Origin of the sequence: Natronomonas salina (assembly GCF_013391105.1) — an archaeon.
GTDB classification, from domain to species: Archaea; Halobacteriota; Halobacteria; order Halobacteriales; family Haloarculaceae; genus Natronomonas; species Natronomonas salina.
Genome location: NZ_CP058335.1, coordinates 2,389,782 through 2,408,968 on the forward strand (window position 1 = coordinate 2,389,782; position 19,187 = coordinate 2,408,968).

Here is a 19,187-nt window from a genome sequence, read left to right on the forward strand (position 1 = left end):
AGGTTGGGGCGCGCGCTGGAAAAGGGTGGAGGTCGCGGTGCTCGTCGGCCGACGCTCAGAGCAGCAGGTCCACGACGTCGTCCCAGCAGTCGACGACGTGGGCGCCGTCGCAGACCGATGGGTCGCTGTAGGGCTGCCGCATCAGGAACCCGGCCATGCCGGCCTCCAGCGCGTTCGCGACGTTGCCGTGGTAGTCGTCGACGAGCGCGTCGCCCGTCACCTCGCCCTTGTTCGGCGGCACGTCGTGGTGGAACTCGTCGTAGGGGACGCCGTGGTCGTCGAGCCAGGCCTTCGAGACGTCGTGGGTCTCGGGGACGCGGTGGGTGGCGATCTCGACGCGGAACTCCTCGCGGAGCGCCTCGAGGGCGTCGGCGACGCCCGGCATGGGGTCCATCCCGCCGAAGTACCACTCCGGCCGCTCGACCATCAGGTCCGTGATTATTGTGCCGATGTGGTCGTCAGCGCCCGGCACCTCGTAGGACCACTCGTCGATGGCGTGCGGTTCGACGTCGTGGTCGTAGGTCTCCCGGAGGTGCGTACAGAGCCGCGGGAGCTGGTCGGCGACCACGCCGTCGAGGTCGACCAGCAGCGTCGACCCCGGCGCGAGCGGACGGTCGGTCATCGACGGTACTCGACGCTACAGCGGCATAAGCGACACTACCGAGGGCCGGCCGCGGTGCGTCCCGTTACTCGGGGTCCCCGTCGTACTCTTCCTCGTCGGTGACGACCCCACAGTCCTGCTCGGGCGAGGCCCGGAGGTGGCAGTCGAAGCCGACGGTGGCGTTCTGCTCGGCGACGCCGACGGTGACGACGTCGCCCCCGCCGCCCTGCAGTTCGGTCGGCGCCGCCCAGTTGTCGCCGAAGTAGTCGACCGACACCGGCCCGGCGTCGACCTGCGCGTCCTTGTCGCAGTGGTGGCGGAAGGTCACGTCGCCGACGCAGTCGTACGTCCCGTTGCCCGCCGCCTGCGATGAGTCGACGCCGCCCTCGAGGTCCAGGTCGGCGCCGTAGTCGCCGTCGTCGTGTCCCGCGGCCGCGAGGCCGACGCCGCCGAGCGCGAAGGCCGCGCAGACGACGGCAGCCAGGAGGATACGTCCGGTTGCTGTGGGCATGTGAGGACGTGACGCGGCTCCACGTATCGACCTTGCCCCGGCAGCACACGGTCGATTAAATGTTGACCGCGTTTCCCGTTTTCATCCCCGCCGACGCGACAGACATAGGTTCCCGGCGCGACACCGGGTCGGTACGATGGCGCGCTACCTCGGGTTCGACGTCGGGGCGACGAACACGCGGGCGGCGGTCGCCGACGGCGACGGCGCCGTCCTCGGTCGCGAGGATCGCCCCACGCCGACCGAGGGCGACGGGGCCGCGATCGCCGACGCAGTCCGGGCGGCAGGCGTCGACGCCTGCCGGGACGCCGGCGTCGACCCCGCCGACATCGAGCGGGCGGCCGTCGCGACCGTCGCCGAGATCGACCGCGACCGCGGCGGGGTCGTCGACCCCGCGAACTTCCCCGAGGACGTCGACTTCGTGCCGCTCGCCGGGGCGCTGTCCGACCTCGCCGACGAGGTACTGCTACTCAACGACGCCGCGGCGGGGGCGCTCGGGGAGCGCGAGGGTCGGCGCGGAGCGAACTCCTCGACCGCCGACGCCGCGCCGGACGACCTGGTCTACCTCTCGATGTCGACCGGTATCGGCGCCGGCGTGATCTCCGACGGCCGGCTCCTGGAAGGCCACCGCGGCAACGCTGCGGAGGTCGGCCACCTGACGCTCGACCCCGAGGGTCGGATGCCCTGCGGCTGCGGCGGCGACGGCCACTGGGAGGCGTACTGCTCCGGCGACAACCTCCCCGACTACGCTCGCTTCCTCGCCGAAGCGGAGGGGATCGACACCGACCTCGCGCTCGACGAGGCCGACGCCGCCGACGTCTTCGCCGGGGTCGGCGACGACCCGCTGGCCGACCGGCTCGTCGAGCGACTGGCGGACTGGAACGCCCAGGGCGTCGCGGCGGTCGTCCACGCCTACGACCCCGAGGTCGTCGCGGTCGGCGGCGCCGTCGCCCTGGAGAACCCCGAGCGCGTCGTCGAGCCGGTCCGGGAGCGGCTGGCCGACCGGCTCCACCTCGGGTCCGTGCCGGAGTTCCGACTCACGTCGGTCGGCGCCGACGTGGTGCTGCGCGGCGCCATCCACCGGGCCATCGAGGGGCCGCCCTGAGTCAGACCTCGACGGTCTCGCCCAGTTCGGGCGCCCGCGCGTCGTGGCCCGCCGCCTCCAGCTCCCCGGCGAACCACTCGCAGGAGTCGCCGTGGTCGACGAGTATCGGCGTGTCCTCGTACGCCCCGAGGAACGACCGGAGGCCGGTGCTGTCGGCGTGCGCCGAGAAGTCATAGCTCTCCACCTGCGCGCTCACCCGCAGGTGCCGGCCGCCGATCTCCGCGCTGCCGGTCTTCAGCAGCTGCCGGCCTGGCGTGCCCTCGACCTGGTAGCCGGAGAAGCAGATCTTGTTAACGGGGTTGGCGTGGATCTCCGGGAGGTACGTCATCGCCGGTCCGCCCGAGAGCATCCCGGCGGTGGTGATGATCACCGTCGACTGGTCGGCGATGCGCTTCCGCTGGCCGTCCCGCCCCGTCACGAACCGGGCGTTCGACTTCGCCCGGCGCATGGCCTCCGGGTCGCGGAGGAACTCGGGGTGCCGGCGGACGATGTCGGTGACCTCCTGGCCCATCCCGTCGACGTAACAGTCGAGGTCGTGGGCCTCGCAGACGAGCATCAGCTCCTGGGTCCGGCCGATGGCGAAGGCCGGCACGACGACGGTGCCGCCCTCCCACAGCGTCGTGCGGACGCTGTCGACGAACCGCTCTTCGACCGCGGCGCGCGGCTCGTGCTCGACGTCGGCGTAGGTGGACTCGCAGACGACGACGTCGGCGTCGGGCCGGTCGGCGGTCGGCGAGACCAGCCGCTGGGCGTCGGTGTGGAAGTCGCCGGTGTACAGCAGCCGCGTCTCGCCGTCGTCGACGAGGACGTGGGCGCTGCCGGGGACGTGGCCCGCGTCGAGGAACTCCACGCGGTGGCCCGCCGCCTCGAACGGCTCCCGGTAGCCGTGGGTCTCGGAGACCTCGGTGACGCGGCTGACCTCCTCGCCGGTGAAGGGACACTGCGGCGTCCCGCCGTGCAGCTTCAGGGTGTCGCGGGCCAGCACCTGCGCCAGTTCGTCCGTCGGCGGCGTCCAGTGGATCGGCGGCCGGCTGTCCCCCGAGAGCAGCGCCGGGATGGCCCCGACGTGGTCGAGGTGGCCGTGGCTGGCGACGACGGCCTCGGGGTCGACGCCGCGACCCCGCGCCGACCCGACGGGATACTGCGGCGGCGAGTCGGTCTTCACGCCGAAGTCCAGCAGCAGCGACCCGTTGACGAGGATGGCGCTGCGACCGACCTCCCGCGCGCCGCCGAGGAACCGTAACTCCATCACCGGCGGTTCGGGGCCCGCGGGTTTGGGTCCGTCGGAACGAGGGCCTCGTGCTGGGCGGTTCTCGTCTCGGGCCGCGCTGCTCGCGGGCCGCAGGCCCGCTCCGAACCGCGCTGCTCGCGGGCCGAGGGCCCGCTCGCAATCCGCAGTTCTCACTCCCTCAGGAAGACTCACTCCGTTCGTCTTCCACGGCTCCCGCTCGCTGTGCTCGCGGGACCTTCGGTCGCTCCGAACTGCGCTGCCCAGAAGATTTAACGCCAGCACCCCTACGAACGGGTATGACCGACCAGGTATCCGAATCCGAACTCCCGGAGAGCGACGAGGAGTGGCGGGAACGGCTCGACGACGAGGAGTACAAGATCCTGCGGGAGGCCGGCACGGAGCCACGCGGCTCCTCGGAACTGCTGAAGGTCGACGACGACGGCGTCTTCCGGTGTGCGGGCTGCGGCCAGGAGCTGTTCCGCAGCGACGAGAAGTTCGGCTCCGGCTCCGGGTGGCCGAGCTTCTACGACCCGGCCGACACCGACGCCGTAGAGACGCGCCCCGACCACAGCCACGGGATGGAGCGCACCGAGGTCGTCTGCAGCAACTGCGGCGGTCACCTCGGCCACGTCTTCGACGACGGCCCGGAGCCGACCGGGAAGCGCTACTGCATCAACGGCGCCGCGCTCGACTTCGACGACGAGGAGTGACTACCGGGCGGTAGGCGCCGCCAACGGGCGTCGAGAAATACGAAAACAGTTCGAACTCCAGCGACCGGCGTCGCCCGACCGGCGAACGGTCCCGTTACTCCGCGGATTCGTCGCCGCCCTTCATCTCCTGCAGACGGTCGACGAGCGACTCGCGGTTCTCGTCGAACTCGAACTCCACGCTGCCCTTGTGGTCGTTCTCGTGGACGTTAACCGCCGCGTCGTCGTCGGTATCCACGTCCTGGTCTTGCTGCTCGGATTCATCGTAGCTGCCGAAGCCCATACGTTCGTGTCCTGTATCTCCGGACGGAAAAGGGTCGGGGTGGACTACGCTGCTGTACTCGCCGCCTACTCGCGCAGCTGCCGGACCTGGAACTCGGCGTAGCCGCCGTAAGCGAACTCTAACGCGCCGACCCACCAGTTCCAGCGCTCGGCGGGGTCGCCCTCCGGCGCGTCGGCCAGCTGGACGACGACGTGCTCGGGCGTGAACTCGACGTCGGCGTCCGCCTCGTAGCGGCCGCTGTCCGCGAGGTCGCGGGCGTGGCGGGCGACGGCGCGCCGCTCGTCCTCCGTTCCCCCGAAGGTCTCCAGCCCCGCCGCGAGCGCTTCGGCGTCGAAGTGCTCGTTCACTTTGTTCACACACCCCATAGTAGGTGCGGGGACTTGAGCGTCGGGGGTGAACGACCGGAGGCTACAAGCGACAGCCGGCGCCACGCTACCCCATGACCGACGTCGAGCCGCACGACATCCCCGACGAGGCCGTCGCGATGCTGCAGGAGTACCTCGAGACCGAACACGACTTCCTCTCGTGGCTCGGCTTCACCGTCGACGAGTTCGAGACCGGCCGGATGGTCGGCACCATCCCCTTCGACGGCAAGCTCACGAACCCGACGGAGCCGCCGACGGTCCAGGGCGGCGTCGCCTCGACGCTCATCGACGTCGTCGGCGGGATCGCGCTGCGGCCGTACCTCGACGACCCCATCGACGACGACGTCGCGACGATCAACCTCAACGTCAACTACCTGCGGCCGGCGACGTCGGACCTGACCGCGACCGCGGAGGTCATCCGCGCGGGCAGCAGCGTCGGCGTCTCCTACGTCGAGGTCGAAAGCGAGACCCCCGACGGCGAGGAGAAACCGGTCGCCGTCGGCCAGGGCGCCTACCGGCTGTTCAACGGCTAGGGCGTCCGCCGGCGCTTCCGGAGGGCCAGCCACAGCGAGCAGAGGAACCCGAAGGCGACGACGGCGGTGATGATGCCGAAGGCGACCCGGTAGCCGAACTCCGTGTAGGCGGTCGTGCCGGCGACGGTCTCGCTGGTGCTGTAGGCGTCCAGCGCCGCGCCCATCACCGTCGGGAACAGCGCACCGCCGACGAAGCCCGCGGTGTTGACCACGGCCGTCGCGACGCCGCTGGCGCCGGGCGGGTAGCGCTCCTTCACGATCGTGAACCCGAGCATCGCGCCCCCGAAGAGGAAGCCGCAGAGGAAGTACGACGCCGCGACCGCCGCCAGCGGCGGCCGGCCGAAGATCGGCACGACGGCCAGCGCGAGCGCGAAGCACCCCAGCGAGACGACCATCGGCAGGACGCGCCGCCCGATCGCGTCGGAGAAGCGACCGACCGCGGGCGTCCCGACGAGGATGCCGACGCTGCCCAGCATCGTGTAGTACGAGGCGGCGGTCACGTCCATGCCGTAGACGACCACGAGGTACGGGACGCCCCACAGTCCGATGAGCGTCAGCAGCGTCCCCATCGTCGCGAAGAAGGTGATCGAGACGAGCCACTGGTCGAGGTCGCCGAGCAGCTCCCGGAGGTACGCGCCCGTCTCCCGGAGCGTGACGGTCGGCTGCTCGGGGACGTTCTCGATGGGCTCGAGGCCGGCGTCCGCGGGGGACCGCCGCGCGAGGAGGAAGACCGCCGCGCCGGCGACCAGGCCGACGACCGCGAGGCCGAGGAGGGTCGGCCGCCAGCCGACGGCCTCGACGGTCAGCGCCAGCGGCGTCGTCGCCAGGATCGCGCCGAGCCCCGCCATTGCGCCGGTGAACCCCGTCATCGTCGCGAACTCGTCCTCGCGGTACCAGTTCGCGCAGAACCGCAGGATGGAGACGAAGACGACGCCACTCCCGGTCCCGATGAGCGCCCGGGCCAGCAGCGCCATCGGATAGCTCCCGGCGAGGGCGAACCCGGCGGCCCCGACGCTCAGCACCGCGGCCCCGCCGCTGCCGACGTACCGGGGGCCGTACCGGTCGGCCATCACGCCCGTCGGGACCTGGATGGCGGCGTAGATGTAGAAGAACGAGGCGTGGAGCGTGCCGAGCTGGGCGGCCGAGGTCCGGAACTCGGCGGCCAGCCGCTCCGAGAGGACCGCCGTCGAGAGGCGGTGGAGGTTGACGAGCAGGAACACCGTCGCCAGCGCGGCGAAGGCGAGCCACCGACGCTTCGTGGGGTCCCTCAGGACGCTCACTCCGGCTAGGTTCGGCGCAACCGGTGGTAAGCGTTTGGGGGAGATTGACACTCCTGCCGTCGTCGCCGGCTCGCGGGCGTCTCGACCGCCCTCCACGAACCGGGGCTCTCCCGACGACCGGCGCTACTTCAGGTCGATCGAGTCGTCGCCGGGCTGGTCCTCGATCTCCCAGGAGAGGTGGAACTCGACCTCCTGGTTGACGCCGGACTTCAGCAGCGGCGAGCGCGACTCGACCTCGACGTCGAACTCCAGGGTCTCGGGGACGGTGACGGTGGCCGACTCGCCGCCCACCACGAACGTGATCCGGCTGGCGTCGCTCGGGACGGTCCCCTCGCGCTCCTCGATGGTGCGGTCGTCGGGGTCGGTGCGGCCGGCGTCCTCGCGCCGCCGCCCGCCGCCCGTCGCGTCGGTGCGCTGGCTCCCGGCGGCGTCGGTGCGCCGGTCGTCGGGCTCGGCGGTCGTGGTGACGTTCGTCGACCCCTCCTCCAGCTCCTCGACGAACTCCCGGAGGAACGCGGCCACTTCGTCGCGGGACATGCGACCGCCGGACTCGAGTTCGACCATGCGCTACCTACGGCCCTGTCCCAAGAGGGCGACCTGCCTGCAATTGCAGGCAAGTACCGCTCCTCGCCGCGGGTCGGCCATCAGGCGAACGCGATGTCCTCGCGCGGGTACACCTCGCCGAACAGCCAGTTTGCGTGCTCGAGGGCGTACTCGCGGTGGTCGTCCTCGATGGCCCCCACGGCGTCCTCGAGCAGGATCGGGCGGTAGTCCCGGAGCCCCGCGCTGCCGGCGGTGTGGAGGACGCAGACGTTCGCGAGCGTCCCGCAGATGACGAGGTCGTCGATACCGTGGGCGTCGAGCCACCCCTCTAGCTCCGTCCGGTGGAAGGCGTCGTAGGTGTGCTTGACGACGACGTGCTCCGTCTCCTCGTCCGACCGGGGCTCCAGCTCCTCGACGAGTTCGGCCTCCCAGGAGCCCTCCACGACGTGCTCGCCCCAGCGGTCGAACTCGTCGTAGTAGTGGTTGCCGTCGAACTGTTCCGGCGGGTGGACGTCCCGGGTGAAGACGACCGCGGCGCCGGCCTCGCGGGCGGCGTCGACCACCTCGACGCAGGGCTCGACGGCCGCCTCGCTGCCCGGCGCGTACAGCGACCCGTCGGGGTGGCAGAAGCCGTTCTGCATGTCCACGACCACGACCGCGGTGCTGTCTGCCTCGAGGTCCATGTGCGGTAGTTCGAACGGGGCGGCAAAACGGTTACCCCGGCGAGGCGCCGCCCGGCGCGGCTGGCCGACTACCGTGGGTTTTTGCACCCGCCCACCCTCCGTCCGGGTGATGAGACGGCGCCCGATGGCGGCGATCGCGCTCGCCGCCCTGCTGTTGCTCGCCGGCTGCAACGTCGGGTTCGCGCCCGGCGGGTCCGACGCCGAGCCGACCGAAGGACCGAACGCCGGGGAGCTGGGCCAGTACAACGGCTACCAGTACGACCAGACGCTGGCCGTCGACGCCGCCGACGGCCTGAACGAGACCGAACAGGAGGCGGTGTTCTCCCGGGCGATGGCGCGCGTCCAGCTGCTGCGCGGCCTCGAGTTCGAGGAGGACGTCGAGATCGAACTGGTCACCCGCGAGACGTTCCGCGAGCAGTACGGCAACGCGACCACGGCCGAACCCACCGCGGACGCCCGGGCGATCGACAACGCCCAGCACGAGGCGCTGTTCCTCGTCCCCGGCGACCGCGACGTCGTCGAGGTGCGACGGGGCAACCGCGGCGACCTCGTCCTCGGCTTCTACCAGCCGAGCACCGGGAACATCACCCTCGTCAGCGAGAACGACCCGGCGACGATCCCGAACGAGCGCACGCTCGCCCACGAACTGGTCCACGCGCTGCAGGACCAGCGGTTCGACCTCGCCGCCGCGAACGGCGGGACGCTCGACCAGGTCAACGCCCGCAGCGGCCTCATCGAGGGCAGCGCCGGCGTCGTCGAGCGGGAGTACGAGCGGAACTGCGAGACCGGCGAGTGGCAGTGCGCCGGCGTCGGCGCCGACGGCGACCGGGCGGCCCCGCAGCCGGGGTTCCACTTCGGCGTCTACTTCGTGGACTTCTTCCCGTACGCCGAGGGGCCGACGTTCGTCGAGCACCACCGCGACCGCGGCGGCTGGGACGCGATCGACACGATGTACGACGACCTGCCGAACGCGAGCGCGGAGGTCATCCACCCGGCGACGTACGACACGGGCGCCTACGGGCCGGCGACCCTCTCCGACCGCAGCGGCGCCGGCTGGGAGCGCGTCGAGTCCGACCGCGGCAGCTACGCGACGGTCGGGCAGGCCGGGCTGGCCGCGATGTTCGCCTACACGGCCTACGCCGACGGCGGCAGCGGCTCCGGCGTCGTCGACATCGACGACTTCGAGAACACCAGCGAGGACGGTCGCCTCGACGACCGCCGGCCGTTCACCTACGACATATCCTACGCCGAGGGGTGGTACGGCGACCGCCTGCACGCCTACCGCGACGGCGGCGAGATCTCCTTCGTCTGGAACGTGACGTTCCAGGACGAGGCGAACGCCACGGAGTTCGTCGACGGCTACGAGCAGGTCCTCGAGTACTGGGGCGGCGAGGCGGGCGAGACCCGCAACGGCGGCACCGTCTGGACGCTCTCCGGCGACGAGTTCGACGGCGCCGTCTGGATCAAGCGCGACGGCAACAGCGTCACCGTCGTGAAGGCCCCCGGGCCGGACGAACTCGGGGACGTCCACTGGCCGGCCCGCGGATAGGCCCGGGCGGGACCCCCGTGCCGCTCGGGCCGGGAACGCGTAGCTTTTTCGAGCCCGCACGCGACAGTGGGGACATGTTCGACATCGTCCCGGAGTCCGCCATCGCCGAGGGGCGGGCGACGGACGCGTACTTCCTGCGGACCGAGGAGGCCCTGGAGCACGCCGGGCGGAACCCGGACGTGGTCGCGGAGGTGACCGCCGACCAGTTCCCCACCGGCGAGTTCGAACTGCTCGCCGGCCTCAAGGACGCCGCGAACCTGCTGGCCGGCTACGACGTCGACGTCGACGCGATCCCCGAGGGCCGGCTGTTCGACGGCGGGCCCGTCATGCGCATCGAGGGGCCCTACCTGGAGTTCTGCCGGCTCGAGACCGCGCTGCTGGGCTTCCTGTCGCACCCGACGGGGATGGCGACCGCCGCGCTGGAGGCCCGGCGGGCCGCCCCCGAGACGTCGATGCTGAGCTTCGGCGCCCGGCACGTCCACCCCTCCATCGGCGCCATCGTCGACCGGAGCGCGCTGCTGGCGGGCCTGGACGGCTTCTCCCACGTCGCCGCCGGCGACGTCCTCGACCGCGAGCCCTCGGGGACGATGCCGCACGCGCTGATGCTCTGCTTCGGCCGCGGCGAGCAGGAGGCCGCCTGGCTGGCCTTCGACGAGGCCGTCGACGAGTCGGTCCCGCGGGTCGCGCTCTGCGACACCTTCGACGACGAGACCGACGAGTCCCTCCGGGCCGCCGAACTGGGCTTCGACAGCGTCCGCCTCGACACGACGAGCTCCCGCCGCGGCGACTTCCGGCACATCATCATGGAGACGCGCTGGCAGCTCGAGTCGAAGGGCCACGGCGACGTCGACGTCTTCGTCAGCGGTGGCCTCGGCCCCGAACAGATCCGCGAGCTGCGCGACGTGGCGGACGGCTTCGGCGTCGGCAGCCACGTCTCCAACGCCGACCCGGTGGACTTCGCGCTGGACATCGTCGAGGTCGACGGCGAACCGATCTCCAAGAAGGGCAAGCTCCCGGGCGTCAAGGAGGTCTACCGGACGCCCGACGGCGGCCACCACGTCGCGCTGGCCGACGAGGACGGCCCCGAGGACGGCGAGGCGCTCCTGGAGCCGCTCGTCCGCGACGGCGAGATCGTCGCGGAGTTCGATCTCGACGCTTCGGCCGAACGCGCCGTCGCCGACGCCGACCGCGTCGGGTTCCGCGAGGACGACTAGGTCGCGGCCGGTCCGGTGAGCCCTCGGTCCCGCGCCGCCAGCAGCAGCCTGGCGACGACGCTCAGCAGCGGCACCTCCACGAGCGGCCCGACGACGAGCGCCAGCGCCACCAGCGGCCGGTGAGGGAACGTCGCGACGGCGATGGCCAGCGCCGTCGGCGAGTTCCGCGAGAGCGTCGTGCAGGCCAGACAGACCGTCTCGCCGTGGTCGAACCCGAGGAGCCGGCCCAGCAGCAGCGCGAGCGCGAGGTTGACGGCGTAGAAGGCGACCACCGGGACGGCGACGAGCGCCAGCACGCCCGGGCGGGCGACCACGAGGTCGGCCTGGGAGGCGACCATCGCCGCCACGGCGGCGGTCAGCGCCAGCACCTGCACGTCGGACAGCGACGGTTCGACGCGGCGGTATGCCCGCCGGGCGCGACCGCTCCGCTCGACGGCGAGCCAGCCGACGGCGACGACCGCCAGCGGCACGCCCAGGACGAGTCCGAGCCCCTCTGCGAACACCTGGAGGTCGACGCCGGCGACGGTGCCGGCGAACAGCAGGATGTAGACGGGCAGCAGGACGAGCTGGAAGAGGAGGTTGTAGGGCAGCAGCGTCGCCGCCAGCTCGACGTCGCCGTCGGCGACCCGGGTGAAGAAGAGGTACCAGTCGGTGCAGGGCGTGACGAACAGCATCAGGAGGCCGAGCCGGAGGTCCGGTTCCCCCGCGAGGAAGACGGCGCCGAGGCCGACCGCCAGCAGCGGGCTCCACAGGAAGTTGACGCCGAGGCTCGTCGCGACCATCCGGCGGTTACGGAGGCCGCGGCGGACGCCGGCGACCCTGAGCCCGCCGAACAGCGCGACCAGCATGCCGACGAGGAACGGCAGGACCAGCGCCTCTCCGGCGGCCGCGACCGGCGGCGACTGCCCGGCGACGAGGCCGACCGCGACGGCCACCGCGATGAGCTTCGTCTGGTGCCGTTCGAGGTCCACGTCGGCGAGTCGGCCGCTCGCCGCTTCAGGGTTGGTGTCACGGCGAGCGCGATGAAGGAGAGAAACCACGACACGAGCATCCGCGCGAGCGTAGCGAGCGCGGTTCCCCCGCGGGCGGCCGGAGGCCGGCCGCGGGTAGCGAGCGCCGACTAACGCGGCCGGGAGGGCCGCGGCTGGAGGCGCTCGCGCATATTTTCCCCACGTTTTTGCCGCGAGGCGCGGTGGAGCCGCGCCGAGCGTGCAAAAAGTGGTGTTACTGCATCGCCTTGACCCAGCCGGGGACGGCGGCCATCCCCTCCTTGTCCGCCCAGCCGTGCTCGCGGAGGTAGGTCTCGAGGTCGGTGAACTCGAAGCCGAAGGTGTCCTCGAGCGCGTCGATGTCGGCGTCGTAGCCCACCTCGTTGAACCACTCGCACATGACGGTGAACTCCTCGCCGAAGCTGTCGTAGGCGTCCTCGATGGGGACGTGGACGGGTTCGACGTCGATGCCGGCGACCTCGGCGATGGTCTCGGCGGTCTCGGCGAGGGTGCGGTCGTCGCCGGCGAGTTCGTAGCGCTCGCCGACGAACGACTCGGGGTCCGCGAGGGCGACGGCGGCGGCGCGGCCGACGTCGTCGACGTCCACCATCTGGAGGGAGACGCCCTCCTCCAGCGGCAGCGCGAGCGTGCCGTCGTCGACGACGTCGTCGACGAACGCCTCGAAGTTCTGGAAGAAGAACACCGGCGCGAGCGTGGTCAGCGGGAGGTCGAGGTCCCGGGCGTACCGTTCGATCTCCCAGGCGGAGTCGAAGTGCGGGACGCCGGTGTCCTTCCAGTGGCTACCGACGCCGCTGAAGACGAACTGGTCGACGCCCTCCTCGGCGGCGACGTCGGCGAGGTGCTTCCCCTGCTGGACCTGGCCGTCGTACCCCTGGGTCCAGAAGTTCGTCACCGCGAAGACGGCGTCGGCGCGGTCGACGTGGGGCCGCAGCGAGTCGGGGTCGTCGAGGTCGCCCTCGACCATCTCGACGCCGCGGTCGGCCAGTTCCCGGGCGGCCTCGCCGGAAGCGTCGCGCGTGAGGCCCAGCACCTCGAAGTCGGTCTCCGAGGCCAGCAGGTGGTCGACGACCGACCCGCCCTGGTTGCCGGTGGCGCCGGTGACGAGGACGGTCGTCATCGGCCGTTCACCTCCGTCGGGGTGGTCGTTCCGTTCGACGTTGCGCTCGTCGTCGTGTCGACAGGGGGTATCATCTCGTCACCGGCTACGGCGCTGGCGCCCATATCCCTTCGGCGAGACCGATGCAACCACGTGACGGCGGTGTTACCGGCGCAGTCGCGCCACCGAACACTTATCTCCGGGAGTCGCCTAGCCGGACACGGAAGAGGAAGCCCGGTCCCCGTGGGCTCTCCCGGCGTCCGCGCCGGGGCGGCCCATGAGGAAAGTCCCCCCACCCTCCGGGCAGGTGACCGGGCGCAAGCCCGGAGCGGGAGACCGCTGGCGCTGGAACAGAAACGAGACCGCTTCCGTCGAGTGATGAGGCGCGCGGGCCCACCGGCCCGTGGCGCTCGCGGCCCCGCCGCGAGCGCGCGAACCGACCCGCGAGGGGAGGGAGTTGACCCGCCGAACGTCGACGCGGAAGGACGGGTGGAACGGCGAATCCTCACCGGTGCAAGCCCGCCGCGCATGGTAGCCCGGAGACGCGGCGGGCGCTCAGCCGAATGCCGGGTCGAAACAGAAGGGGGCTTACTATCCTCAGCCGATTCCGAGACCGCCGAACCGCCGGTTTCACTCGCTGAATCACTCCGAGGGGTCTTTCTCGAGCAGGGAGTCCACCGTATCGATGGTTCGACCGGCGGTCGCGGTGGCGGTGACAGTCGTCCTCGTCCTCTCGGGGTGCGTGGGAGCGGCGGAACCCGGCGCGATCGGGCAGGGGTTCAGCGGCGACCCCGACAACCACTGGCAGGAGTCGGTCCTGACGGTGAGCTACGAGGCGCCCGCCGGCGACGACCGCGACTACCGGCCGCTGGTCCACGAGGCGCTGGTCTACTGGACCGAGCACAGCGAGCGACACGCCGGTTACGACGTAAGCTTCCGGCACGCCGAACCCGGCGAGACGGCGGACGTCCACGTCGAGTTCGTCGACTCCGTCGGCGACTGCGGCGCGGCCGCGGGCGCACGGACCGCCGGCTGCGCGCCGGTCATCACGAAGAGCCGCCAGGTCAGCCGCCCGGTGGGCCTGGAGGTCCAGACGAACCTCTCCGACGAGTCGACCGTGGCGGTGCTGAAGCACGAACTCGGCCACACGCTCGGGCTCACGCACGACGACGGCCCGGCGGGCGTCATGAACGCGACGATCGACCTGGAGACGCTCCCCCGGACGGACGCCGGCGACCGGGCGACGCCGTGGCGGAGCGACGACCTCGACGTCTACGTTGACGTCGGCGCGGCCCCGGACCCCGCCGCCGCGGAACGGCAGGTCGGCGCCGCGCTGCGCTACTACATAGACGGCGCCAGCGGCACCGTCCCGGAAGACGTCACGTTCTACCGCACAGACTCGCCCGAGAACGCGGACGTCGTCGTCAGGTACGCCGGATCCGACGCCTGTCGCGACGCCGCCGGCTCCTGCGGTACCGTCTCCGGCGACGACGTGGACGGCGACGACGCCCTGGAGTACCACGACCGCCTGGAGATCGTCCTCGTCGACCTCGAGACGGACGCGGTCGCCTGGCACGTCGGCCGCTGGCTCGGCACCGGGTTCGGCCAGGACGACGCCTCGGAGTACCCCGACCCGCTCCGCCCGGACAAGGGCTACGCCGAGCGGCGGAGTACCTGGTGGGAGTAACGGCAGAAGGCGGTCAGTTCGCGCCGTCCTCGAGCGGACAGACGCGCTCGAGGGAGTCGTCGACGAACTCCGCGTAGTCGGCGGTCCGGTGGCTGGTCGTCAGCATCGCGCTGAGGAAGCGGTCCTCGGCGCGGTCGGAGGCGTCCTGCGTGGCGTCGAAGCCGTCGTCGACGCGGGCGCGGACGCCGGAGACGTCGGCGCCGGTCGTCCGCTCGACGGCGTTCAGGGGCAGGTGACTCGCGGTGCGGGCGGCGGTCAGGCTCTCCCGCTGGATCGTCGATCCGGTCGAGATCACCTCGAACAGGGTCCGGCTGGCTCGTCGCTGGGTCTCCAGTACGCTCGGCAGCGGTGATCGGGCACCGCCTGGTAGGAATCCTCGCATGGTAATCGCTCGCGCGTGCTACCAAAGGACACACGAGATACGGATAAACCTTGTGCACGATTCAGCGGGTAACCGGCTCGAGACTGTCGTGTTCGGCCATATCGGTGGCAGCGAACGCGAGTAACAGTCGCCTTCGGCGGCGGCCTCTGGTGTCAACGAAACGACGACAGTGCCGTCGCCTTCTCCGTGATTAGCCGGGCTGTAATCGGCCGGCCGGCGACTCGAGGGTCTCGCTCCCGACCGTCGCTCCGGCCCTCGCTACTCACGGGTCGCTTCGCTCCCCGTTCGCATTTCCGAGACTCCTCGCTGCGCTCGGAGTCTCGCTACTCCTCGAACCCCTCTTCGAACACGAACGTCCCGTCCCGCTGGACGACCTCGCCGTCGACGGCCATGTACGAGTCCTCGGAGACGTTGGTGATCATGTCGACGTGGACCGCCGACTGGTTGCCGGTCTCGCCCTCCGGGAGGTTCGAGTCGTAGGCGCGGCCGACCGCGAGGTGGACGGTGTCGCCCATCTTCTCGTCGAAGAGGATGTTGTCCGTGAAGCGGTCGATGCCGCGGTTCATCCCGATGCCGAGTTCGCCGAGGCGGCGGGCGCCCTCGTCGGTGTCGAGGATCGACGCCAGTTCGCGCTCGCCCTGCTCGGCGGCGAAGTCGACGACCTCGCCGCCTTCGAACGTCAGGTGGACGTCCTTGACTCGCTGGGCGTTGATGGTCATCGGGACGTCGAAGAACACCTCGCCCTCGGTGGCGTACGGCGCGGTGAACACCTCGCCGGAGGGGAGGTTGTGGGAGTCGTAGGCCACCGAGGCCGCGGAGTTGACCGCCGTGCGGCCCTCGATGGACATCGTGACGTCGGTCGGGGGCTGGTCGTCGCGCTCCTTGACGATGCGGACCTCGCTGCCCTCGTCGAGGATGGCCTTCATCTCCGCCATCGTCTCGGCGAGGGTCTCCCAGTCCCGGAGGACGGCGTCGTAGACGAACGCCTGGTACTCCTCGTAGGCCATGCCGGCCTGCTGGGCGAGGCTCCGCGTCGGGTGGACGGTCGAGACCCAGTCGGTGTCCATCCGCGCCTCGCGGGCCTCGCTGTTGGCCTTCGAGTAGGCCTGCCGGAGGTCGCTGGAGACGTCGGCCGTCGCGGTCGTGTTCCGACCACCGCCGAGCCGGAGGTACGCGTCGGCGTTCTCGATCAGCGCGAGCTGGTGGTCGCCGGCCCCGAAGTCGCCGTCGTGGCCCTTGAGGTACGCCCGCAGCACCTCGTCGGAGCCGTAGGTCGTGACGACGTTGGCGCCGGCCTCGCCGAGCTTCTCGGCGACGGCGACGGCGAGTTCGTGGGCGTCCTCGGCGACGTCGACGACGACGTCGTCGCCGGACTCGATCCGCGCGCTCCAGTCGACCAGCACCTCGGCGTGCTCGCGTACGCGTTCGTCCATGGCGTCGCTTCGTCGCCCGGCGGTTTATACGTTCGACACGGCGCTCCGAACAAGAGGCGCAGCTTCGACTGGCCGAGCAAGCATTTGGGGGTCAGCATCCGCGGGAGCGGAGCGACCGCGGTTCCCGGCGACGAGGCCGGAGGCCGAGTCGCCGTAGCGTTCGGAAATCGCCAAGGCGATTTCCGCAGCCCATCAGAAGTGCTTCGCACTTCTGAGGACGCCCGACGACTAACGCTGGCCCGAACGCAGTGAGGGCCAGCGGCTGGAGGAGGGCGCGCATATTTTCCCCACGTATTTGCCGGGCCGGCTTCGCCGGCCCGTGCAAAAAGTGGGTGTCCCTAGTCGTCGCTGGCGGCCGGCGCCGGCGAGTCGGCCATCTCGGACTCCTCGGCGTAGGGGTACCACGTCATCTTCGTGTTGCCGAGGTAGGGGTCCTCGTAGGAGGTCTCCTCGGGTTCGGCGAGGCCGTTGAGGTCGTCTTCCTCGTGGCGGGCGATGAACTCGCGGAAGGACTCGCCGTCCTGCCGGCGCTCCTCGTAGATCGAGAGGAGGTTCTGGACGTAGCCGGGCACCTCGTCGGCGGCGACGCGCATCTCGACCCACTCCGCGAAGTGCGGGTTCTCGCCGAGGCCGCCGCCGAGGCCGATGTCGAAGGCCTCGACGGGCTCGCCGTCCTTGCGGGTCTTCATGCCGCGCAGTGAGATGTCGGCGATCTGCGGCTGGGCGCAGGAGGCGGTGCAGCCGGAGAGGTGGATGTGGAAGTCCTCGACGCCCTCGGGGACGTCGACGTTGTCCTTCAGCCAGCGGGCGTAGCGGACCATCCGGTTCTTCGTCTCGACGATGGACAGCGAGCAGTACTCGGTGCCGGTGCAGGCGATGGAGCCGCGCATGAACGGGTGCGGGTCCGGCGAGTAGGTCTCCAGCAGCGGCTCGGCGAGGAAGTCGTCGAGGTCATCCTCGGCGATGTCGGCGACGATGACGTTCTGCCGCTGGGTGAGGCCGACCATCTCGGAGCCGTATTCCTCGGCGAGGTCGGCGAGTTCGACGACGTCTTCGGCGCCCATCCGCCCCGTGAGGACGGAGAGGCCGACGAAGTACTGGCCGTCGGTCTGCTCGTGGACGCCGACGTAGTCGCCGGTCTCGTCGTTGCGGCCGGCGTTGTAGGTGTACTGCTCGCGCAGGTCCTCGCCGGCGGACTTCAGCTCGAAGTCGACGTAGTCCTCCTGGAGGACGCGGCGGACCTTCTCGGGCCCCCACTCGTCGACGAGGAACTTGATGCGGGCGTTGAAGCGGTCCTCGCGGTCGCCGTGGTCGCGGAACAGCGCCGAGAGGCCGCCGGCGACGTCGGCGACCTCGTCCGGGGTGACGAAGACGTCGATGTTGCGGGCGAATCGGGGCTCCTTCCGCGAGAGGCCGCCGCCGACGGTGACGTTGAATCCCTTCACGTCCTCGCCGTCGATCTCCTTCGTCGCGGGCTCGAAGCCGAGGTCGTTGATCTCGGCCTGCCCGGAGCCGCGGGTGTCGCCGGTGACGGCGACCTTCCACTTCCGCGGGAGGTTCGAGTGGTCGTCGTTGCCCTTGAACGTCTCGTTGAGCTCCTGGATGACCGGCCAGGCGTTGACGTGCTCGTCGGCGTCGCGGCCCGCGACGGGGGAGCCGACGATGTTCCGCCAGGAGTCACCGCAGGCCTGCTGCGTCGAGAGCCCGTTCGCCTCCAGCTTCTCGAAGATGGCCGGGACGTCCTGCAGCTGGATCCAGTGCATCTGGATCGACTGGCGGGTCGTCCAGTCGCAGTAGGCGCCCCCGAACTCGGGGTTGTCGACGGGGCCGCGGGCGTACTCGTCGGCGATCTCGCCGACGACCCGCAGCTGGTCGGGCGTCATGCGGCCGTTCGGCGTCCCGATGCGCATCATGAAGTACGACTCCTGGCCCTTCCGCTGGTGGTACAGACCCCACCACTTGAACCGCTCGAACCAGGCGTCGCGCTCGTCCTCTGGGATGGAGCTCCATCCCTCCTCCGCGAACTGGAAGAGGTGGTCACGGATCTCGTTCCCGTAGACCTCGTCCTTCCAGCCCTCGACCTTGCTCGGCATGTGCGTACCCTACACTCCGGTACTTATACGCTCGTCCCTCCAGTCAAGCCTCCCCTCGTCTCACCTTTCGCGGAGATATTCTCCGGTTAATCGGAACCGTCGGCCGGCGAGGCCAGTCGCGTCCGCCGCCGGGGGACGTGGACGCTCGCCGGGTCGACGCCGTAGAACTCGCCCTCGTGGGGGTCGACGACGCGGCCGAGCGTCAGCCAGTCGGTGACGCCGCTCTCGCCGCAGGTGATACAGCGGCCGGCGATGCGGCCCTCGATGTCGGGGTGGTCGACGCCGATCTCGACGAACCCCTCCGCGAGGAAGTCGGCCATCTCGCAGTCGCAGAAGTCGTGGCGTGCGAGCCACCAGAGGTCGCTGACGTTCACCTCGCGGGCGTCGTTGACGCTCAGCCACGCGCCGTCGTCGAGCTGGTGGACCGAGGTGGGCATACCCGGTGGGAGACGTCCCGGCGGGGTAAGGGCGTCGACCCGGACACTGGTTGCCGGGCGTCACGAGATCCGGTGACGCCTCGAGGAGTCGAAACCCGGTACCCTCTTGCGGTTCTCTCCACTACCGCCGTCGCAGAAAGGGGCAGTACCCTCCGGAAGGCGGGAGCAAGGGTAGACGTTACAGCGGCAGCGTCCCTTAAGGTGCGGGACGGATTACGGGGGAGTGATGACAGATCGACAGCGGGAGGGAACGCGACAGCATACCTCTGCGGACGTCGCTCCCGAGCTGTACGAGGAGGATTCACGATGACACAGACACTGGAGGACGAGGCCGACGGCGAAGAGATCGACACCAGCCACCTCGACGACGTCGAGGACGGGTGCGGCTGCACCGAGATCTGGGAACACATGTCGGACGAGCGCGACGAGTCCGACGAGTAGTCGCGT

At 70.7% G+C, this 19,187-nt stretch carries 21 protein-coding genes and 1 other RNA gene; 8 read left to right on the forward strand and 14 right to left on the reverse strand.

What is annotated here, in order from left to right; all coding sequences use genetic code 11:
• Positions 1-55 precede the first annotated feature (55 nt).
• Positions 56-622, reverse strand: a complete 567-nt coding sequence (locus HWV07_RS12445; RefSeq protein ID WP_178334612.1) for a 5' nucleotidase, NT5C type — start codon at positions 620-622, stop codon at positions 56-58.
• 64 nt (positions 623-686) lie between these two features.
• Positions 687-1,112 (reverse strand): hypothetical protein, encoded by a 426-nt coding sequence (locus HWV07_RS12450; protein WP_178334613.1) that lies wholly within the window; start codon positions 1,110-1,112, stop codon positions 687-689.
• A 136-nt stretch (positions 1,113-1,248) separates the two neighbouring features.
• Here HWV07_RS12450 and HWV07_RS12455 point away from each other — a divergent pair, with 136 nt between their 5' ends.
• Positions 1,249-2,214 (forward strand): ROK family protein, encoded by a 966-nt coding sequence (locus tag HWV07_RS12455; protein ID WP_178334614.1) that lies wholly within the window; start codon positions 1,249-1,251, stop codon positions 2,212-2,214.
• 1 nt (position 2,215) lies between these two features.
• Here the strand turns inward: HWV07_RS12455 and HWV07_RS12460 are convergent, their stop codons facing one another.
• Positions 2,216-3,463 (reverse strand): MBL fold metallo-hydrolase, encoded by a 1,248-nt coding sequence (locus HWV07_RS12460; protein WP_178334615.1) that lies wholly within the window; start codon positions 3,461-3,463, stop codon positions 2,216-2,218.
• 278 nt (positions 3,464-3,741) lie between these two features.
• Between HWV07_RS12460 and msrB the strand changes: the two genes are divergently transcribed.
• The gene (gene msrB / locus HWV07_RS12465; protein ID WP_178334616.1) at positions 3,742-4,155 is read left to right on the forward strand and encodes a peptide-methionine (R)-S-oxide reductase MsrB; all 414 of its coding nucleotides are present in this window, start codon (positions 3,742-3,744) and stop codon (positions 4,153-4,155) included.
• 94 nt (positions 4,156-4,249) lie between these two features.
• Here the strand turns inward: msrB and HWV07_RS12470 are convergent, their stop codons facing one another.
• A complete protein-coding gene (locus HWV07_RS12470) occupies positions 4,250-4,435 on the reverse strand; it encodes a DUF5786 family protein (protein ID WP_178334617.1) in 186 nt (61 codons plus the stop codon).
• Between the two features lie 65 nt (positions 4,436-4,500).
• Positions 4,501-4,791: a WNWW family protein gene (locus HWV07_RS12475; RefSeq protein WP_211694124.1), complete on the reverse strand. Its 291-nt coding sequence runs from the start codon at positions 4,789-4,791 to the stop codon at positions 4,501-4,503.
• An 83-nt stretch (positions 4,792-4,874) separates the two neighbouring features.
• Between HWV07_RS12475 and HWV07_RS12480 the strand changes: the two genes are divergently transcribed.
• Entirely contained in the window at positions 4,875-5,333 is a 459-nt protein-coding gene (locus HWV07_RS12480; RefSeq protein ID WP_178334619.1) for a PaaI family thioesterase, read from the forward strand.
• On the opposite strand, the gene HWV07_RS12485 is transcribed toward HWV07_RS12480, so the two are convergent.
• The 3 genes from HWV07_RS12485 to HWV07_RS12495 form a co-directional block, all read right to left on the reverse strand.
• Positions 5,330-6,613 (reverse strand): MFS transporter, encoded by a 1,284-nt coding sequence (locus HWV07_RS12485; protein ID WP_178334620.1) that lies wholly within the window; start codon positions 6,611-6,613, stop codon positions 5,330-5,332. The genes HWV07_RS12480 and HWV07_RS12485 overlap by 4 nt on opposite strands.
• A 123-nt stretch (positions 6,614-6,736) precedes the next feature.
• Complete coding sequence (locus HWV07_RS12490) at positions 6,737-7,150, reverse strand: amphi-Trp domain-containing protein (RefSeq protein ID WP_178334621.1); 414 nt, start codon at positions 7,148-7,150, stop codon at positions 6,737-6,739.
• 107 nt (positions 7,151-7,257) lie between these two features.
• A complete protein-coding gene (locus HWV07_RS12495; protein ID WP_178334622.1) occupies positions 7,258-7,839 on the reverse strand; it encodes a cysteine hydrolase family protein in 582 nt (193 codons plus the stop codon).
• A gap of 109 nt (positions 7,840-7,948) precedes the next feature.
• On the opposite strand from HWV07_RS12495, the gene HWV07_RS12500 reads away from it, so the two are divergent.
• Together HWV07_RS12500 and HWV07_RS12505 are read left to right on the forward strand one after the other, a co-directional pair.
• Entirely contained in the window at positions 7,949-9,388 is a 1,440-nt protein-coding gene (locus HWV07_RS12500; RefSeq protein ID WP_178334623.1) for an Hvo_1808 family surface protein, read from the forward strand.
• A gap of 74 nt (positions 9,389-9,462) precedes the next feature.
• Positions 9,463-10,602: a nicotinate phosphoribosyltransferase gene (locus tag HWV07_RS12505; RefSeq protein WP_178334624.1), complete on the forward strand. Its 1,140-nt coding sequence runs from the start codon at positions 9,463-9,465 to the stop codon at positions 10,600-10,602.
• On the opposite strand, the gene HWV07_RS12510 is transcribed toward HWV07_RS12505, so the two are convergent.
• A complete protein-coding gene (locus tag HWV07_RS12510; RefSeq protein ID WP_178334625.1) occupies positions 10,599-11,573 on the reverse strand; it encodes an arsenic resistance protein in 975 nt (324 codons plus the stop codon). The two genes, HWV07_RS12505 and HWV07_RS12510, sit on opposite strands and share 4 nt — an antisense overlap.
• A 253-nt stretch (positions 11,574-11,826) precedes the next feature.
• Positions 11,827-12,729 (reverse strand): NmrA/HSCARG family protein, encoded by a 903-nt coding sequence (locus HWV07_RS12515; protein ID WP_178334626.1) that lies wholly within the window; start codon positions 12,727-12,729, stop codon positions 11,827-11,829.
• Between the two features lie 201 nt (positions 12,730-12,930).
• Between HWV07_RS12515 and rnpB the strand changes: the two genes are divergently transcribed.
• Together rnpB and HWV07_RS12525 are read left to right on the forward strand one after the other, a co-directional pair.
• Positions 12,931-13,311, forward strand: an RNA gene (gene rnpB / locus HWV07_RS12520) — RNase P RNA component.
• Positions 13,312-13,393: 82 nt separating this feature from the next.
• On the forward strand, positions 13,394-14,395 hold the full coding sequence (locus tag HWV07_RS12525; protein ID WP_246279763.1) for a matrixin family metalloprotease: 1,002 nt from the start codon (positions 13,394-13,396) through the stop codon (positions 14,393-14,395).
• 13 nt (positions 14,396-14,408) lie between these two features.
• Here the strand turns inward: HWV07_RS12525 and HWV07_RS12530 are convergent, their stop codons facing one another.
• The 4 genes from HWV07_RS12530 to HWV07_RS12545 all read right to left on the reverse strand — a co-directional run bounded on the left by HWV07_RS12530 (position 14,409) and on the right by HWV07_RS12545 (position 18,740).
• Positions 14,409-14,777 carry a hypothetical protein gene (locus HWV07_RS12530; protein ID WP_178334627.1) on the reverse strand — a complete coding sequence of 123 codons (369 nt, stop codon included), beginning with the start codon at positions 14,775-14,777 and terminating at the stop codon, positions 14,409-14,411.
• 323 nt (positions 14,778-15,100) lie between these two features.
• Positions 15,101-16,210: an aminopeptidase gene (locus tag HWV07_RS12535; protein ID WP_178334628.1), complete on the reverse strand. Its 1,110-nt coding sequence runs from the start codon at positions 16,208-16,210 to the stop codon at positions 15,101-15,103.
• 338 nt (positions 16,211-16,548) lie between these two features.
• Complete coding sequence (locus tag HWV07_RS12540) at positions 16,549-18,303, reverse strand: nitrite/sulfite reductase (protein WP_178334629.1); 1,755 nt, start codon at positions 18,301-18,303, stop codon at positions 16,549-16,551.
• An 86-nt stretch (positions 18,304-18,389) separates the two neighbouring features.
• Entirely contained in the window at positions 18,390-18,740 is a 351-nt protein-coding gene (locus HWV07_RS12545; RefSeq protein WP_178334630.1) for a DUF8134 family protein, read from the reverse strand.
• A 306-nt stretch (positions 18,741-19,046) separates the two neighbouring features.
• On the opposite strand from HWV07_RS12545, the gene HWV07_RS19940 reads away from it, so the two are divergent.
• Positions 19,047-19,181, forward strand: coding sequence for a hypothetical protein (locus tag HWV07_RS19940; RefSeq protein ID WP_281362298.1), 135 nt, complete (start codon positions 19,047-19,049; stop codon positions 19,179-19,181).
• The last annotated feature ends 6 nt before the right edge of the window (positions 19,182-19,187 follow it).

Coding starts and splice junctions, on each gene's coding strand:
- HWV07_RS12445 (WP_178334612.1), bottom strand. CDS start 622: ATGACCGACCGTCCGCTCGCGCCGGGGTCGACGCTGCTGGTCGACCTC.
- HWV07_RS12450 (WP_178334613.1), bottom strand. CDS start 1,112: ATGCCCACAGCAACCGGACGTATCCTCCTGGCTGCCGTCGTCTGCGCG.
- HWV07_RS12455 (WP_178334614.1), top strand. CDS start 1,249: ATGGCGCGCTACCTCGGGTTCGACGTCGGGGCGACGAACACGCGGGCG.
- HWV07_RS12460 (WP_178334615.1), bottom strand. CDS start 3,463: ATGGAGTTACGGTTCCTCGGCGGCGCGCGGGAGGTCGGTCGCAGCGCC.
- msrB (WP_178334616.1), top strand. CDS start 3,742: ATGACCGACCAGGTATCCGAATCCGAACTCCCGGAGAGCGACGAGGAG.
- HWV07_RS12470 (WP_178334617.1), bottom strand. CDS start 4,435: ATGGGCTTCGGCAGCTACGATGAATCCGAGCAGCAAGACCAGGACGTG.
- HWV07_RS12480 (WP_178334619.1), top strand. CDS start 4,875: ATGACCGACGTCGAGCCGCACGACATCCCCGACGAGGCCGTCGCGATG.
- HWV07_RS12490 (WP_178334621.1), bottom strand. CDS start 7,150: ATGTCCCGCGACGAAGTGGCCGCGTTCCTCCGGGAGTTCGTCGAGGAG.
- HWV07_RS12495 (WP_178334622.1), bottom strand. CDS start 7,839: ATGGACCTCGAGGCAGACAGCACCGCGGTCGTGGTCGTGGACATGCAG.
- HWV07_RS12500 (WP_178334623.1), top strand. CDS start 7,949: ATGAGACGGCGCCCGATGGCGGCGATCGCGCTCGCCGCCCTGCTGTTG.
- HWV07_RS12505 (WP_178334624.1), top strand. CDS start 9,463: ATGTTCGACATCGTCCCGGAGTCCGCCATCGCCGAGGGGCGGGCGACG.
- HWV07_RS12515 (WP_178334626.1), bottom strand. CDS start 12,729: ATGACGACCGTCCTCGTCACCGGCGCCACCGGCAACCAGGGCGGGTCG.
- HWV07_RS12525 (WP_246279763.1), top strand. CDS start 13,394: ATGGTTCGACCGGCGGTCGCGGTGGCGGTGACAGTCGTCCTCGTCCTC.
- HWV07_RS12530 (WP_178334627.1), bottom strand. CDS start 14,777: ATGCGAGGATTCCTACCAGGCGGTGCCCGATCACCGCTGCCGAGCGTA.
- HWV07_RS12535 (WP_178334628.1), bottom strand. CDS start 16,210: ATGGACGAACGCGTACGCGAGCACGCCGAGGTGCTGGTCGACTGGAGC.
- HWV07_RS12540 (WP_178334629.1), bottom strand. CDS start 18,303: ATGCCGAGCAAGGTCGAGGGCTGGAAGGACGAGGTCTACGGGAACGAG.
- HWV07_RS12545 (WP_178334630.1), bottom strand. CDS start 18,740: ATGCCCACCTCGGTCCACCAGCTCGACGACGGCGCGTGGCTGAGCGTC.
- HWV07_RS19940 (WP_281362298.1), top strand. CDS start 19,047: ATGACACAGACACTGGAGGACGAGGCCGACGGCGAAGAGATCGACACC.